Origin of the sequence: Levilactobacillus lanxiensis (assembly GCF_016861655.1) — a bacterium.
GTDB lineage: Bacteria > Bacillota > Bacilli > Lactobacillales > Lactobacillaceae > Levilactobacillus > Levilactobacillus lanxiensis.
Map to the genome: position 1 here is coordinate 1 of NZ_BOLN01000010.1, position 15,050 is coordinate 15,050.

General features: G+C 50.6%; 12 protein-coding genes and 1 pseudogene. 6 read left to right on the forward strand and 7 right to left on the reverse strand.

Annotation, left to right across the window (positions count from 1 at the left end; genetic code table 11):
- Nucleotides 1-648: 648 nt before the first annotated feature.
- Both JUF22_RS11580 and JUF22_RS11585 read right to left on the reverse strand, forming a co-directional pair.
- Nucleotides 649-843, reverse strand: coding sequence for a hypothetical protein (locus JUF22_RS11580; RefSeq protein WP_203646401.1), 195 nt, complete (start codon nucleotides 841-843; stop codon nucleotides 649-651).
- Between the two features lie 408 nt (nucleotides 844-1,251).
- Nucleotides 1,252-2,472, reverse strand: a complete 1,221-nt coding sequence (locus tag JUF22_RS11585; protein ID WP_203646403.1) for an RNA-guided endonuclease TnpB family protein — start codon at nucleotides 2,470-2,472, stop codon at nucleotides 1,252-1,254.
- 463 nt (nucleotides 2,473-2,935) lie between these two features.
- Here JUF22_RS11585 and yaaA point away from each other — a divergent pair, with 463 nt between their 5' ends.
- Nucleotides 2,936-3,682: a peroxide stress protein YaaA gene (gene yaaA / locus JUF22_RS11590; RefSeq protein WP_203646405.1), complete on the forward strand. Its 747-nt coding sequence runs from the start codon at nucleotides 2,936-2,938 to the stop codon at nucleotides 3,680-3,682.
- Nucleotides 3,683-3,751: 69 nt separating this feature from the next.
- Here the strand turns inward: yaaA and JUF22_RS11595 are convergent, their stop codons facing one another.
- Both JUF22_RS11595 and JUF22_RS11600 read right to left on the reverse strand, forming a co-directional pair.
- A complete protein-coding gene (locus tag JUF22_RS11595) occupies nucleotides 3,752-3,910 on the reverse strand; it encodes a hypothetical protein (protein ID WP_203646407.1) in 159 nt (52 codons plus the stop codon).
- Nucleotides 3,911-4,013: 103 nt separating this feature from the next.
- Entirely contained in the window at nucleotides 4,014-4,595 is a 582-nt protein-coding gene (locus JUF22_RS11600) for a TetR/AcrR family transcriptional regulator (RefSeq protein WP_203646409.1), read from the reverse strand.
- A 158-nt stretch (nucleotides 4,596-4,753) separates the two neighbouring features.
- On the opposite strand from JUF22_RS11600, the gene JUF22_RS11605 reads away from it, so the two are divergent.
- Nucleotides 4,754-7,519 (forward strand): YhgE/Pip domain-containing protein, encoded by a 2,766-nt coding sequence (locus tag JUF22_RS11605; RefSeq protein ID WP_203646411.1) that lies wholly within the window; start codon nucleotides 4,754-4,756, stop codon nucleotides 7,517-7,519.
- A 238-nt stretch (nucleotides 7,520-7,757) separates the two neighbouring features.
- Nucleotides 7,758-8,558, forward strand: a complete 801-nt coding sequence (locus JUF22_RS11610) for a M23 family metallopeptidase (protein ID WP_203646412.1) — start codon at nucleotides 7,758-7,760, stop codon at nucleotides 8,556-8,558.
- An 87-nt stretch (nucleotides 8,559-8,645) separates the two neighbouring features.
- On the opposite strand, the gene pyrE is transcribed toward JUF22_RS11610, so the two are convergent.
- A complete protein-coding gene (gene pyrE / locus JUF22_RS11615; protein WP_203646414.1) occupies nucleotides 8,646-9,281 on the reverse strand; it encodes an orotate phosphoribosyltransferase in 636 nt (211 codons plus the stop codon).
- Nucleotides 9,278-9,994 carry an orotidine-5'-phosphate decarboxylase gene (gene pyrF, locus JUF22_RS11620; RefSeq protein WP_203646416.1) on the reverse strand — a complete coding sequence of 239 codons (717 nt, stop codon included), beginning with the start codon at nucleotides 9,992-9,994 and terminating at the stop codon, nucleotides 9,278-9,280. The genes pyrE and pyrF overlap by 4 nt, the downstream gene beginning before the upstream one ends.
- A gap of 400 nt (nucleotides 9,995-10,394) precedes the next feature.
- On the opposite strand from pyrF, the gene JUF22_RS11625 reads away from it, so the two are divergent.
- From JUF22_RS11625 to JUF22_RS11635, 3 genes and pseudogenes are all read left to right on the forward strand, one after another.
- Nucleotides 10,395-11,627, forward strand: coding sequence for an MFS transporter (locus JUF22_RS11625; RefSeq protein ID WP_203646418.1), 1,233 nt, complete (start codon nucleotides 10,395-10,397; stop codon nucleotides 11,625-11,627).
- Between the two features lie 331 nt (nucleotides 11,628-11,958).
- A pseudogene (locus JUF22_RS11630) lies at nucleotides 11,959-13,179 on the forward strand (RNA-guided endonuclease InsQ/TnpB family protein).
- 134 nt (nucleotides 13,180-13,313) lie between these two features.
- Nucleotides 13,314-13,850, forward strand: a complete 537-nt coding sequence (locus JUF22_RS11635) for a hypothetical protein (RefSeq protein WP_203646420.1) — start codon at nucleotides 13,314-13,316, stop codon at nucleotides 13,848-13,850.
- A 139-nt stretch (nucleotides 13,851-13,989) separates the two neighbouring features.
- Here the strand turns inward: JUF22_RS11635 and pepI are convergent, their stop codons facing one another.
- Nucleotides 13,990-14,874 carry a proline iminopeptidase gene (gene pepI, locus JUF22_RS11640; RefSeq protein ID WP_203646422.1) on the reverse strand — a complete coding sequence of 295 codons (885 nt, stop codon included), beginning with the start codon at nucleotides 14,872-14,874 and terminating at the stop codon, nucleotides 13,990-13,992.
- Nucleotides 14,875-15,050 lie beyond the last annotated feature (176 nt).

Below are 15,050 nucleotides of genomic sequence, written 5' to 3' on the forward strand. Positions count from 1 at the left end.
TACCGGGAAAGGCGGTTCATTTCACCATATGGTTACGAGGGTAGAGCGAAGCGACACCCTCAGAGAGTTTTTTGTGCGACAAATTATTCAGAGATTGCTAACCGTAAATTGGTTGATTTTGCAACTAATCCACCCATTTTATTGTCATTCAGTCAACAAAACTAGTTTCGCCGGTATTATTCATACGTAACAGCTTAGGTATTGGATGTTTCTTGAGCTACTGACAATCCCGTGTTTAATAACCAATGAGACAATTTAATTGTGCTGTACGATCAGGCGGTCACCTTGTGGATATTGAATTTTCAACAAAATTCCATGTTCGCCTTTGTGAATGCAAAGGCACTGACCAATGACAACAGCAGACCTGCGTCAACAGTCTCGAATAGTCTGGGGACGGCTTGGAATAAGCAGTAACGTAACAATCTTCAAACGTTTTTAATGAACTAATCATAGTCAATTTTAATTAAAACAAAATCAAGCTGAGCAAGTCAGCTAGTGCAAATATATCATGGCCAATTGACAACACAGTAAACTTGAATGTCGATACCTAAGCTTTTCCCGTTCGATTAATATCAATGTTGGTGACGAAAATAAAATCGTTAAGAAAAATGATTATGTGCATAGAAAGTTAACCTTGGGTGTGTATTTCTATGCACTTTTTGGGGGGAATTTTGCTAAACTGCATAATGTTCCCAAAATTCCAATTCCTAAGATTAACCAATTTGAAATAGTTGATTGTATGGCTTCACCTTTAAATACAGGCCAAATTATTAATATAATAAGTCCAAGATTTAGCCAAAACGCCCACGTTTTATAAAAAAATTTATTAAAAGTCAATTTCATTTTTTCATCTCCTTCAAGTGTTAAATCTGTAATCTGCAATTTGATTATAATGTTATTTGTAATTGCGTATGTTCAATTGGCAACTCAAAAGTTAAGTCAACATGAAATCTGAAAACATTTAACTCAATTAGCGCTAACGAAAAGTGAGCAAATGTGGACTGCTTTTTTGAAATTAAATCTAAAATCAAGGCGCAAGCGCCTAGAGTCAGACATGCTCCATGAAAAGATAATGTTTGCACTTACTAAGACAACACTTCCCAATCAACGGGCTGTCAATTGCCCCTGAATGAATTCAGAGGCTTGTCGCTCACGTGTCTGACGACACAGTAGTCCAACATGCCTAAGCACTCCTACTCGTAGTGGCAACATCATCGGGTAATTGACGGCTACCCGTTTAACTATCAGGATCTACCCAATAGTCGTTAATTTCTTAATCTTTGGCCGTTTAACACCATTCAACCAGTCTTGCCCAAGCATCGCAATATTCATGGCTCCTAATCGGTCATCGTTACAACGATATTGGCATTGGGCACACCAATACTCGTGAGTATCGTGATGCCGGTTGTTTTTCTCAACTAGCCCGCACTTGGGGCATCTCTGTGAGGTGAATGCTGGACTCACTTTCAAAACAGTACTTTGAATAGCCTGAGCCTTATACGTTAAGAAAGATTCTAGCTGAAAAAATGCCCACGAACGATGACTATTGCGTAGAGATTTAGGCAGGTCATCGGTGTTAAACGTCACATTGGTTAAGTCTTCCAAAACAAAAAGTGTATGCGACCCATATGCCGCAACGAGTGTCTTAGCTAGCCAATGATTCACATCGGTCATCCAGCGGTTCTCTCGTTGAGCCAGTTGCTTCAGCTTTTTCTTGGTAGACTTGGTACCTTTGCTTTGTAATTGCCGACGGATCTCTAAGAACTTCTTCCGCTTAAGTAAGATTTTTTGGCCATCAAAGAATAGTGTTTTTCCTTCACTATCAAAAGCGGTTGCAAGAAAGCGCAGACCACGGTCAACACCTACAATTTGCGGGTTATCCTTGGGATTGAAATCACTAGTTTCCTTTGTGATGCCAATATGTAAAAACCACTTACCCCGATTGTGGACCAACTTAGCGGTACCTAGTTTCCAATCCTCGGTAAAATATTTTTCAAATCCTTTGCTGGTAAATCCCAACTTAGTCCGTTTACCTAGAGTGGTTATCGAGATCTGTTGCATGCTATTTACGAAAGAATAGTTACTCTGACGTACCAAGTCTGCTTGTGGTCGTCGAAATTGGATGGGGGTCACCAACCAGTTCAGGTCTCTAGGAACTTGAACCCATTTATCTTCTTCGTTCTTGTAACAGTAAGGATGCTGTTTCATCTGTTCTTGAACTGTCTTGTAGCGAGCCACCACTGTCCGAAAGACAGATTGGACCATCTGACTGTTGAGCGGTGATTCTTGTCTAAATATTTTGTACAGATGGTGATTGATTTTTAACCAACTTAGCTGAAACTCGTGGTCAAAAATCCATTGACTAACAATATTAGCTACACGTTGATATTCCTGGCTCATTGCCAAAAATTGTTCTGCTTGATTCGTGTCTAGATAGAGTCTCAGCTTAATTGTCCGCCCTAATTTAACCAATGGATACCTCCCCTGTAGATTGGATTTAGTATACCATATTCGGCTTTCTAGGGGAACGTATGTTTCAAGAAAAATTATTAAGTTCTGGCATTCATCCCGCGATTAAAATCGCAGGTTTTCTGCTTAGTTTTTAATAAAACAGTTAAATTCATGACTCAAATTGACCGACAACGCGGCAATCAAGACCACGTGTGATAACCAAAATAACGACAACATCGCCCTATTTTCAGCGATTTTTCTAAGCTATTACAAACACGGATGCCGATACCCTACTCGCCCGTTACAACGAACAGGATGAACGCTTCTACACCGACCACTTCACCAGCAATGAAAAATTAGTCCAAGACTTTATCGCTCACGCAAAGCGTAATGCTGAATATGACGTCAGATAGGTGATTCACTGCGGTATACTTACTATCAGTAATCAATCACTGGCTAATCCCGTTTTGAAAGAAGGTTCCCCATGAAAATCATCATCGCTCCCGCCAAGAAGATGGTCGTCGACCCCGATACCTTTGGGATTGACGCACTCCCCCAGTACTTGGCGCAAACCCAAGAGATTTTGGACCAGCTCCGGCAACTCGACTACCCCACGGCCAAGGCCCTGTGGCACTGTAGCGACAAGCTGGCGCGTCCCAACTATCAGTGGCTCCAGGAGCTCGACCTAAACCGCCAGTTGACGCCCGCTCTCTTGGCTTTCTCGGGAATTCAATACCAATACATGGCCCCCGACCTCTTCACCGCACCGGCACTGGCCTACGTCCGCGACAATCTGCGCATCCTCTCTGGATTTTACGGCATTCTGCGTCCATTTGATGGCGTCGTGCCCTACCGTTTGGAAATGCAATCGAAGCTCCAGGTTGCGGGCGCCCACAACCTGTACGATTTCTGGGGCGACCGCCTGTATCACGCGCTGGTTACTGACTCGGAGCCTATCATCAATCTGGCCTCGCAGGAATACGCCAAGACCATCACGCCCTACCTCCAACACCCCGAGCAGCTAATCACCGTGGTCTTTGGCAGCTTGGTCAATGGCAAACTGGTGACCAAGGCGACCCTCGCCAAGATGGCCCGCGGCGAAATGGTCCGGTACCTGGCGGAACACAATGCCCAGACCGCGGCCGACGTCACCGCCTTTGACCATCCCGACTGGGCCTTTGCGCCAGACCGGTCGACCGCAACGTCCTTAGTTTTCATCTATCAAAAATAAAAAAAATTGAGGTCATGGACAACTTGCCCACGGCCTCTTTCGTTTGCCAAATGATTGGTTAAAAAAATTTCAACGACTACCTACTAAGTACCCCTTAACGCTTTCGCCGATGATCTGAGCCACCTGTTCCCGCGCTAAATAAATCCCCACGATACCCAAGATGACAATGCCAACAGCTAACCCGAAGTGCCAAGCCCTTGCGTGGGCTGTCATAAACTTGGAAGTCATACGCTCATCCCCCTTGATTGCTGCCAGTATACTGCGGCAATCGCCGACTAGCTGTCAACAGACCTGCGATAGTAAAGTGGTTTCCCCAAGCTTGACCATCCGTCTACTTGCCCCCGGTCAACGCCAAGAACCCCTGCATCCCCTTTAGGTTCAGCGTCACCATTCGCTGGCGGAATTCCGCCTTCGAGATGCCTAATTGCTTGGTGATGTACAGCCGAAAGAGGGTCAGCGTGCTATCAATCAAGAAATTCACGCCTAATTTGGCATCGGTCGCGCTCAGCTGATAATCCTGTTGAAAATCGGCCGCCAACCCCGCCGCTACCCGGTGCTTGACCCGCCGTGACAGAAAACTGTAGTCGTCCGACGTCAAAATAAACGTATAAAATGTCGGTGCCTCATCAAAGTACGCACTCAGCCGATCGAACCAAACGCCCGGGTGTTGGAAGGGATCATGGTTGGCGGGCTCCCGCAAGAGCAGTCCCAACAATTGATCAGCAATTTCCGCGGTAAAGCTATCCGCTAAATCATCAATCGAGTCAAAATGTAGGTAAAAAGTTTTGCGGTTAATATTGGCCTCCGCCGTCAGCTGTTGGACCGTAATTTCACGAAACCGATACTGCTGCGCCAGCTTTCTGAAGGCCGCCCGCAGCGCCTGGTTAGTTCTCACAACTCGCCTATCCGTCATCGAATCCCTCCCGTTAGACCCCAGTTGTGGCGAAAGTGCGGCTTAATCCACAGAGTGGTCCCATCTGTTGTGGACGACTCCCGGCCGACTCGGTATCCTTTAGCCACATGTGAGGCATATCCTTGCCCACAGGATACCACAGATTGGGGGCGTCGCCGATGATTCACGCAGAATGGCGATATTTATTTAAGCACAAATTACTATTGGTGGTGTTGGTGGTCATCATGTTGATTCCGTCCATCTACGCCGTAACTTTTTTGAAATCGATGTGGGACCCGTACGGCAAGCTTGCCGACCTCCCCGTGGCCGTGGTCAATCAGGACCAGCCCGTCAGCTATCAGGGGAAACGTTTGACGACGGGGCACGACCTGACTCAGAATCTCAAGACATCCGATGCCATGAAATTCACGCCCGTCACCAGTGAGGCCACCGCGCAACATGGCCTGACCACCGGAAAGTACTACATGATTGTGACGATTCCTCACAATTTTTCCCACAACGCGACCACGTTAATGGCTAAGACGCCCCGCCAGATGGTGCTCCACTACCAAACCAGTGCCGGCCACAATTTTACGGCTGCTAAAATGACGGCCTCAGCTGCCCAGTCCGCCGCACAGGCCGTGGGCGCTCAAGTGACGCGGACCTACGCTCGAACGCTATTTACCAATATTCAACGTCTGGGCCACGGCCTGACCACCGCGGGCACGGGAAGCCACAAGCTCGCGACGGGTAGTCAAAAATTGACCGCCGCCGACCACCAGATTGCCCAGGGACTTAACACCCTCGCCGCCAGTTCCGTCAAACTAACGAACGGCGAGCACACCCTAACCAGCAAGCTTAGTCAGTACGTCACGGGCGTCAAGCAGGCTCAAGCTGGCAGCCAACAGCTGACGACTGGCCTTGACCAGCTGTTAAGCCAATCCCATCGCCTGATTACCGCCAGTCAGCAACTTGCCAGTGGTGGTCAGCAACTCCGTAGCGGCGTAACTGCCTACACCGCAGGCGCTAACCACATTAACGCTGCGGCAGAACAGCTGGCCAGCGGCAGTCACAGCGTTCAGACTGGCACCAGCCGATACGTGAACGGCGTCACAACCGTTAATACCGGCGCCCAAAACCTCAGCCGTCACCTAACCACGTTGAACGGTAGTGCCCAACAACTCAGCAACAGCGTCGACCAACTGGCGACTGGTAGCCAGACCCTCGGCACGAATTTTGCCAAACTGACTACTGGGAGTACCGCCCTGGCTGATGGACTCAAACAGGTCCAAACTGGCCTCAGCAGTTCGCAAAGCCAGCAGGCCGCGTTAAAAAACGCCGTTAGCAAATTAACCAGCAGTTCTCAGAGCACTACCGCCGTTAAAGCCGATGCAACCGCCCTCCAGACGGCGCTCACGACCCTTGCCAGCGCCGATGATAACACGGCACTGCAACACAAGGTGGCCGCAGCGGCCGATGCGCAAAACTTGACCGCCACCCAGAAGGCTGCCATGGTCAAGGCCGTCAGCGACACCAATAACAACACCGCTCTCACCGCCGTTCAGACCGCCGCCAAACAACTCGGTAACGACCTCGACAGCCTCGGGTCCCAAGCCAGCACCCTCGATGACCTACAAGCCAGTCTGACTGCGGCCGCCAGCGCACAATCTAAGCTCAGCAGTGGCCTCACCGCCCTGACGACCAACGCGCATACGCTGACTAGCGGTCTGCAACAAGCAAATCAGGCGCTAACAACGCTCACCACGGGTCTACAAACGCTACATGCCAGCACACCATCCCTGACCGGTGGCGTTACAAAACTCACCAATGGTGCCACACAACTCGCCAGTGGGACGGCGCAACTCACAACTCAGGGTAGCCAACTGACCAGCGGCACCCACCAGCTTGCCACCGGGAGCACCCAACTAGCGACCGGAACTCATCAGTTAACCGCCAAGAACGCTAGCCTGACCACGGGCGCCACAACACTCGCCAATGGTCTCGCCAGTCTGAACGGGCAGACGCCACAACTCACTCAGGGCGTCACCCAACTTGCCGACGGGGCCACGAACCTGACGACCGGGCTCACCACCCTGGCAACCAGTGGTCCGCAACTGACTACCGGCCTGCAGACCGCCACCACGGGCACGGACCAGGTCACGACCGGTGCTGACAAATTGGTCACGGGAGCCACTCGGGCGGCCAGCGGTGCAGCGACAGTTCGGGCCGGCACCACCAAGCTAGCCACCTCGCTGAATCAGGCGGGGCAGCGGGCTACGGTGCACCCGTCTCAGTTGACCTACCGCCAATTTGCCCAGCCGACCACGACCACGCACACCGATCACGACGATGCGCCAGACAACGGCACGGGCATGGCCCCCTACATGATGTCCGTTTCCCTCTTCGTGGGTGCGCTGGCATTTAATCTGATGTTTGATATGTACACGCCCCGGAAATATCCGCGGAGTGGCTGGCGTTGGTGGCTGGGTAAGGCCTCTATCATGAGTGCCTTCGTGCTCGGTGAAGCGCTCTTCATGACCGGCCTACTTGCGGTCATCGACGGCCTGAATCCGATTCATCCGTGGGCAACCCTGCTGATGCTCCTGGTCACCGGGGCGGCCTTCATGAGCATCGTCTACTGGCTAAATCTGACCCTCGGCAAGCCTGGCGCCTTCTTCAGCATGGTGCTCCTGGTGCTCCAGCTCGGCGGCTCGGCCGGCACCTACCCGCTACAGATGACCAACGGCTTCTTCCAGGCCATCCACCCGTACCTGCCGATGAGCTACTCGGTCGCGGGACTGCGAGAAACGCTGATGATTGGCAACTCAGCGATTCCCGACATGTTGGTCTTGCTCGTCATTGCCTTAGCCTTTTCGGCGATGGGCATTCTGTTCTACGCACGGCGACACGGAAGAATTAATGAGATGGATATTTCAGAAATTTAGGCAAAAAACGGATCAATCGGGGTAAAATCACACCGGTTGGTCCGTTTATTTTGACTATTTTTACCTTCAAGACAACTATTCACACGTCCTAAAGAATCCCCAATTAACCAGTCTTTAACCGTCTAATTCTAAGCTTGGTGTCCCCGTGCCAATCAAAATCTTCACAATTTCTTAATGCATAAACCGCAAAACACTGGTACAATCTTTCTATTACGGAAAAAAGGTGGTCCCCAAAACAATGTCGTCTCTGAATCAAAAATATAATCATTTACGTTCATTAAAAAATCGCTATCAACGTCAATTACTCGTGGGGGCCATTCCGCTCCTTCTATTGTTAGGCGTCCTCTTGACCCTGCCCCTCTTCGCTGACCGCACGGCGGAAGCGGAAACCCTAACGATTGCCAATACGCCAACCGAGCTGGCAACCAGTCAACCGAAGCGGGTCGCTTATTTCCCAGCAAAGGCGACTGCGGCTAGTGAAAAGCCAACCCATAAGTTAGCCCTCACCACCGCAACCACGGCGGCAGCCAGCACAACGCCTAAGGCAGCGGAAACCACCCAACCAGCCAAGCAAACGGCTGAGTGGGGCTGGCCCTACACGGGTGGTCAACACGTCACCTCAACCTTCGGCGACCGCGACCTAGCGGACTCCCCGTGGCATGACGGCGTGGACTTCAACGCGGGGGTTGGCAGTAAAATTCGCGCCGTCCACGCTGGTGAAGTTATCTTCGTGGGTAACCCCACCAAGCGCGGCGTGACCGACGCTTATCCTTTAGGACTGGGCAAGGACGTCGTGGTCACCGAGACGTCAAACGGGGACCAGGTGATCTACCAAGAATTTGCGATGGATCACCCGACCCACACCGTGCACGTCGGCGATACGGTCAAGGTCGGTCAGGTCATTGCGACCCAAGCGACCGGCCATCTGCACCTGGGCGTCACCAACCACAAGAGTTGGGTCAGTGCCCAAAATGACTGGCAGAATCCCCACGCGCATTCGTGGAAAGACCCTTTAAAACTGATTAAAGCAGCGGCCTAATTGGCCTAAAAAAGCAGTGATTTACCCGCTAGTTAGGGCAAATCACTGCTTTTCGTTTAGACTTTTTTAGCTGTTTCATGTGAAACATTAGTTGCCGGGCCAGCCCCACGGGTCCTCGCGCCACTGTTGAAGCGAGGCAAACTCGGCCGGGGTCATATCACCCTCGGACCGGGCCTCGTCGATCAACGCGCTGTACGTGGTCAGGGGCGTCAGGGTCAAGCCGGCCGCTTGAAAGTTCACGACACTGTCGGGCAACTCGTAGGAGAAGATTGCCACAACGCCCAGAACCGTGGCGCCGGTGGCTTGAACCGCCTTGGCTGCGGCCAACACGCTACCCCCGGTCGAGATTAAGTCATCGATTAAGACGACTTGGTCTGTCGGTGTTAGCTGGCCTTCGATTTGTTTGCCCCGTCCATGGTCCTTGGGTTTTGACCGCACATAATTCATCGGTAAGTCCAACCGGTCGGCAACCAGAGCTGCATGCGGAATCCCTGCCGTTGCCACACCACCAATGACGGTCGCCGCCGGGTATTTTTCCTGAATCAGCGCCGCTAGGCCATCCGCAATCGCCGCGCGAACTTCCGGGTAGGCAATCGTCTGCCGGTTATCCGTGTAAATGGGCGCCTGCATGCCACTCGCCCACAGGAATGGGTCGTTGGGCGCCAGGGTCACCGCACCGATATGTAAGAGGTCCGCTGCAATTTTATCTGTTAAAGTCATCATTTTCCTCGCTCCCATTCCGTTAAGACTTGGTGATACGCCGCGACCGGGTCCGCTGCCTGGGTAATGGACCGGCCCACGACCAAACCATTGCTGCCCAGAGCAGCCGCTCTAGCTGGCGTGACCACTCGTTTTTGATCATTGGCTGCGTCGGTGGCTAACCGAATGCCAGGATTGATACAGAGAAAGTCCGGGCTCGTCGCCGCGTGAATCGCCGGATCTTCCAGTGCCGAAGAGATTACGCCATCCGCCCCATTTGTTTGAGCGAGTTGGGCCAGGTGCGCAACGGTCGTTGGCAGGTCCGCGGTCACCAGCTGTTCAGCCTGCATTTGAGCTTCGGTGGTCGAGGTCAGTTGGGTGATGGCTAATAACTTGGCTGGCGCTACCCCGACGGCTTGACTCCCCTGGTCCAAACCGCGACGTGCTGCCGCCAACATCGCCGCGCCACCGGCCGCATGAACCGTGACCATGGCCACGCCCTGTCGGCCCAGTTGGCGCATGGCTTGTTCAACGGTATGGGGAATATCGTAGAGTTTCAAATCAAGGAAAATCTGGAGGCCCCGTTCACGTAATGTTCGTAAAATACTAGGACCTGCTTCATAGAACAATTCCATCCCCACCTTGACCATCACCGGTTCCGATTCTGGAAATTGATCTAAAAAGTCGGTGACGACCTGCTGATTTTCAAAATCTAATGCCACAATGACTGGTCGCATGTCTTGTTCCTTTCTCCAGAAAAAATCCGGCTAGCCCTGTGTTGGACTAGCCGGATTTAGGCCCACTGCCAGCGTTTCTGGGGGGCATACCGTTCGTCGTTTTAGTCTCACAGGGCTAAGTTAACTGTTATTTGTAATGAGTTTAGCTGATAAATCACCGACCGTCAACCGTAAATTTCAGGTTAGACGGTTTACCTGAGAAAATAAATTTTCACCTATCTATGTTCAAAAATAATTTTTCTTTCTAATTATTTAGCAATCGTTAAACCCGTATAATTAATTTAATATCAGGATTAACGGTTGCTTTTTTCTGACGGGCATGCCATAATATTGCCAACGCCCGGGTAACCGGCAAAAATAACGAATGTCAGTGAACATTCATTTTGGAGGAACTGAATATATGGAAACCACGACGCAGAACCACGCGCTCAGTAAGCACCAGAAGTGGACGATTGCCTCAACCTCAGCAGGATTCGCCTTGGAAAATATGGACGTCATGTTTTTATCCTTTGCCCTATCCTCAATCATCGCTGATCTACACATCAGCGGTGCCCAAGCCGGGTTGATCTCATCGATTACCAACCTGGGCATGCTGGCGGGTGGCGTTTTGTTCGGCATTTTGGCCGACCGCTACGGCCGGGTCCGCATCTTCTCGCACACCATCTTCATCTTTGCCTTCGCAACGGCCGCCATGGCCTTCGCTAGCAACATCACCTGGATCTACATCTTCCGGTTTCTAGCCGGTGTTGGGGCCGGTGGGGAGTATGGTGTCGGCATCACGCTGATTGCCGAGAGCTTCTCGCGTAACAAGATTGGGAAGATGACCTCGATTGCCGCCATTGGCGGACAGATGGGCGCCATTCTCGCCGCGGTTGCCGCCGCCATGATTATTCCGACGCTGGGTTGGAAGGCCCTGTTCGTCCTCGGCCTGGTTCCAGTCGCTTTGACCTACTTCATCCGGCGTCACCTACGAGAAAGTGATGAATTTTTGGCCGAACAACGGGCACCCAAGTCCGAACGCAAACCGGTTCAGATTCGTGCCCTGTTCAAGACGCCGCAACTGGCCTACCAAACACTGGCCTTAATGGTCATGGTCATCGTGCAGATTGCCGGCTACTTTGGTCTGATGAACTGGTTGCCAGCCATTATGCAACAAAAATTAGGCTTAACGGTCTCAGGCTCTTCTGTCTGGATGATTGCCACCATCCTCGGCATGAGCGTTGGGATGATGACGTTCGGGTCCATTCTCGATTACTTCGGTCCCCGGCGGGCATTTGGGATTTTCCTGATTGCCTCCGCCATCGCCGTCTTCAGCATCACCCTAGCCTTTAACCAACTGACCCTGATTCTGGCCGGCGCCATCATCGGCTTCTTCTCCAACGGCATGTTTGGTGGCTACGGCGCGGTCATCAGCCGACTCTACCCCACGGAAATTCGTTCAACGGCCAACAACGTCATCGTTAACGTCGGCCGGGCAGTTGGAGGCTTCTCCTCAGTCGTGATTGGCTTCCTGATGGATCACTACACGCTGACCGTCGTCATGGGCTTCCTGTCCGTACTCTACATCATCAGTTTCACGGTCATGCTCACGATTCCAAGCCTACGGAAAATGGGCAAGGTCAACGAGGAGTAACCGGCAAATTTAACGCAATACCTAAATAAACCAGCAACGCCGAATACTGGCCGTTGCTGGTTTTTCATTTGGCAGTCTTAACCTTTACTCCTTGTAGTAGAATGCCTTACTATCCACCCTGGAAAATTCTACCCCACACCGCTATAGTTAAACTGTCAGACATTTCGCATTACCTACATATTTAGGAGGCAGTTTATTTATTAAAAACCAGGCAGAAAACCCGCGATTTTAATCGCGGGATGAATGCCAGAACTTAATGTTTTTTGAAACATACGTTCCCCTAGGAGACTAAATATGGTATACTTAGCCCAATCTTCAGGGGAGGTATCCATTGGTTGAATTAGGGCGGACAATTAAGCTGAGACTCTATCCGGACACGAATCAAGCAGATCAATTTCTTGCAATGAGTCAAGAATATCAGCGATTAGCTAATATTGTCAGTCAATGGATTTTTGACCATGAGTTTCAGTTAAGTTGGTTAAAAATAAATCACCAGCTGTACAAACAGCTTCGGCAAGAGTCACCGCTCAACAGTCAGATGGTCCAATCTGTTTTTCGGACAGTTGTGGCTCTCTACAAGACCGTCCGAGAACAAATGAAGCAGCATCCTTACCGTTACCAGAACGAAGAATAAAAGTGGGTTCAAGTTCTTAGAGACCTGAACTGGCTGGTGAACCCCATTCAGTTTCATCGGCCACAAGCAGACTTGGTACGTCAGAGTAATTACTCTTTTGTAGACAAGATGCAACAGATCTCAATCACCACTCTAGGTAAACGAACTAAACTGGGGTTCACTGATAAAGGATTCGAGAAGTACTTCACCGACGACTGGAAACTGGGTACCGCTAAGCTGGTCCACACCCAGGGTAAGTGGTTTTTACATATTGGTATCACAAAGGAAACTAGTGATTTCAATCCCAAGGATAGCCCTCAAATTGTGGGTATTGACCGTGGTCTGCGCTTTCTAGCGACTACTTTTGATAGTGAAGGGAAGACGCTATTCTTTGACGGTCAAAAAATTTTACGTAAGCGGAAGAATTTCTTAGAAATCCGTCGGCAATTACAAAGTAAGGGAACTAAATCTGCCAAGAAGAAGCTGAAACGCCTAGCGCAACGAGAGAACCGTTAGATGACCGATATGAATCATTGGTTAGCTAAGACACTCGTTGCGGCATATGGGTCGCATACACTTTTTGTTTTGGAAGACTTAACTAATGTGACGTTTAACACCGATGACCTGCCTAAATCTCTACGCAATAGTCATCGTTCGTGGGCATTCTTTCAGCTGGAATCTTTCTTAACGTATAAGACTCAGGCTATTCAAAGTACTGTTTTGAAAGTGAGTCCAGCATTCACCTCACAACGCTGTCCCAAGTGTGGGCTGGTTGAGAAAACCAACCGGCATCACGATACTCACGAATATTGGTGTAAACAATGCCAGTATCGTTGTAATGATGACCGATTAGGAGCCATGAATATTGCAATGCTTGGGCAAGACTGGTTGAACGGTGTCAAGCACCCAAAGATTAAGAAGCTAACAACTGCTGGGTAAACCTGGCAGTTAAACGGGTAGCTGTCAATTACCCGATGATGTTGCCACTACGAGTAGGAGTGCTTAATGGGCATGTTAGACTACTGTGTCGCAAGACACGTGAGCGACAAGCCTCTGAATTCATTCAGGGGCAATTGACGAAAAAACTTGCACCCATCGCTTTAACGCTGGCCACCGCACTCGGGCTACTGGTAGTTGGCCAACCGGCACCAGCTCAGGCCAAAACGATTAACCTTTACGGTGTCTTTACGCCAAAGATGAAGCTTAAACACCAAGTTCCTAAGTCCGTTCGTGGCACCTGGTACGCCTATAACAAGAAGCTCAAGAAGAACGTCAAACTAACCTTTACCAAAACGGCCGTAATTGAAACCACTAAGACTCATAAACGGCAAACCATCAAGTTAGCCAAAAAATCGTTCCAAGCTGGCCGCGTCGACTTTAGAACTGTCACGCATGGCTGGTATCGTTACCAATATTATCTTCCTAGCACCGAAGATTTCAAATCAGGTATACTCCGGCCAGCAACGTATAAACACAAGCAGGCTTTGCTCTGGTACCCTGATGTTCTCGGCAAACACAGTTTGGTTGTCTACACCCACGCCAAGCAGAAACACGCTATTTACCGTTCAGCCAAACCATTTACAATCGTTAACTTCAACCCTGGCAAATAAGCCATTCAAAAACGCATTGTCCACTTAATACGGCGGACAATGCGTTTTTTATGACTCGTTTGATATCATATCGGCCTAAATGATACCGAAAGGGACCGAAATATTCCGAAGGTTCTCGCTTACTTAACTAACCACACACCTAATCATGGGCCGCCAACCACCGCGTCAACCGTTCAAAATAAGCAGTCGGCTCGTCAATGAAGGCCATGTGCCGACTGTGGGCAAACAGCGACCACTCTGCATGCGGCAGGTGATCGACCATTGTCTTGGCAACTAGTGGCGTGCTCAAATCGTTGGTGCCGCTGGTCACTAGTGTTGGCGTGGTGATTTCCGCCAGTTTGTCCGTGTAATCATAAGCCTGTAGCGTCCCAGTTGGGCAATACTCGTTCGGGCCCCAGGCCACGTTGTAGGCCGCGGTACCAGAACGCTTAGGCCGCCGCAAGAATTCGGGGGACTTGGCCGTCACGGGCCCAGCTGCATGGGCCAGCATGTACCGCTCATTCGCCGCCAAATATGCCGGCACCGTGTAATTGCCACTGACCTCGGCTTGGGCGATTGCCGTCTGGTCCGCTGAAGCCATGAACCGAATCATCCGGTGCTGTTCCTGTTGCCAGAGCTTGGCCGAAGAGAGTGTACTGGCTAGAATCAGGCTCTGAATTCCTGCTGGCTGGTGGTCACACAGGTAAATAATGGCCAGCATGCCACCCCAAGATTGGCCGAGCAAGTGGACGCGTTTCAGCCCCAAGTAGTCCCGTAACGCCTGCAATTCTGCCATCCAAGTTGGTGCCTGCCACAGGCTGTCGTCCACTGGCATAGAAGACCGCCCACAGCCCAACTGGTCATACATCACAACTGGCCGACCGGTCTGCGCCGCCAACTGATCAAACGCTTCAAAATAGTTATGCGTCGACCCCGGTCCGCCGTGTAACAGTAACAAGGGCGTTGGCCCGGCCTGTAAGTCGCCGACCACGCGGTAATAAGTTTGGTACTCGCCAAACGGCATGAATCCTTCTTGAATGTCCATCTTAGTTCGTCAATCCCTTCTGGGCCACCGCTCACTCGGCAGCAAATCCTATGTAATTCGCTAACTTAGCCTAGCTTACCACAACCATGGCCACTAGAACTTACCGTAGTGCGTCTAACCTAAAAACACCCCCATTCTCAGCATGGATTCTCGCTGAAAATAGGGGCGTTTAGCTA

Coding starts and splice junctions, on each gene's coding strand:
- JUF22_RS11625 (WP_203646418.1), top strand. CDS start 10,395: ATGGAAACCACGACGCAGAACCACGCGCTCAGTAAGCACCAGAAGTGG.
- pyrF (WP_203646416.1), bottom strand. CDS start 9,994: ATGCGACCAGTCATTGTGGCATTAGATTTTGAAAATCAGCAGGTCGTC.
- pyrE (WP_203646414.1), bottom strand. CDS start 9,281: ATGATGACTTTAACAGATAAAATTGCAGCGGACCTCTTACATATCGGT.
- yaaA (WP_203646405.1), top strand. CDS start 2,936: ATGAAAATCATCATCGCTCCCGCCAAGAAGATGGTCGTCGACCCCGAT.
- JUF22_RS11610 (WP_203646412.1), top strand. CDS start 7,758: ATGTCGTCTCTGAATCAAAAATATAATCATTTACGTTCATTAAAAAAT.
- JUF22_RS11605 (WP_203646411.1), top strand. CDS start 4,754: ATGATTCACGCAGAATGGCGATATTTATTTAAGCACAAATTACTATTG.
- JUF22_RS11595 (WP_203646407.1), bottom strand. CDS start 3,910: ATGACTTCCAAGTTTATGACAGCCCACGCAAGGGCTTGGCACTTCGGG.
- JUF22_RS11580 (WP_203646401.1), bottom strand. CDS start 843: ATGAAATTGACTTTTAATAAATTTTTTTATAAAACGTGGGCGTTTTGG.
- pepI (WP_203646422.1), bottom strand. CDS start 14,874: ATGGACATTCAAGAAGGATTCATGCCGTTTGGCGAGTACCAAACTTAT.
- JUF22_RS11600 (WP_203646409.1), bottom strand. CDS start 4,595: ATGACGGATAGGCGAGTTGTGAGAACTAACCAGGCGCTGCGGGCGGCC.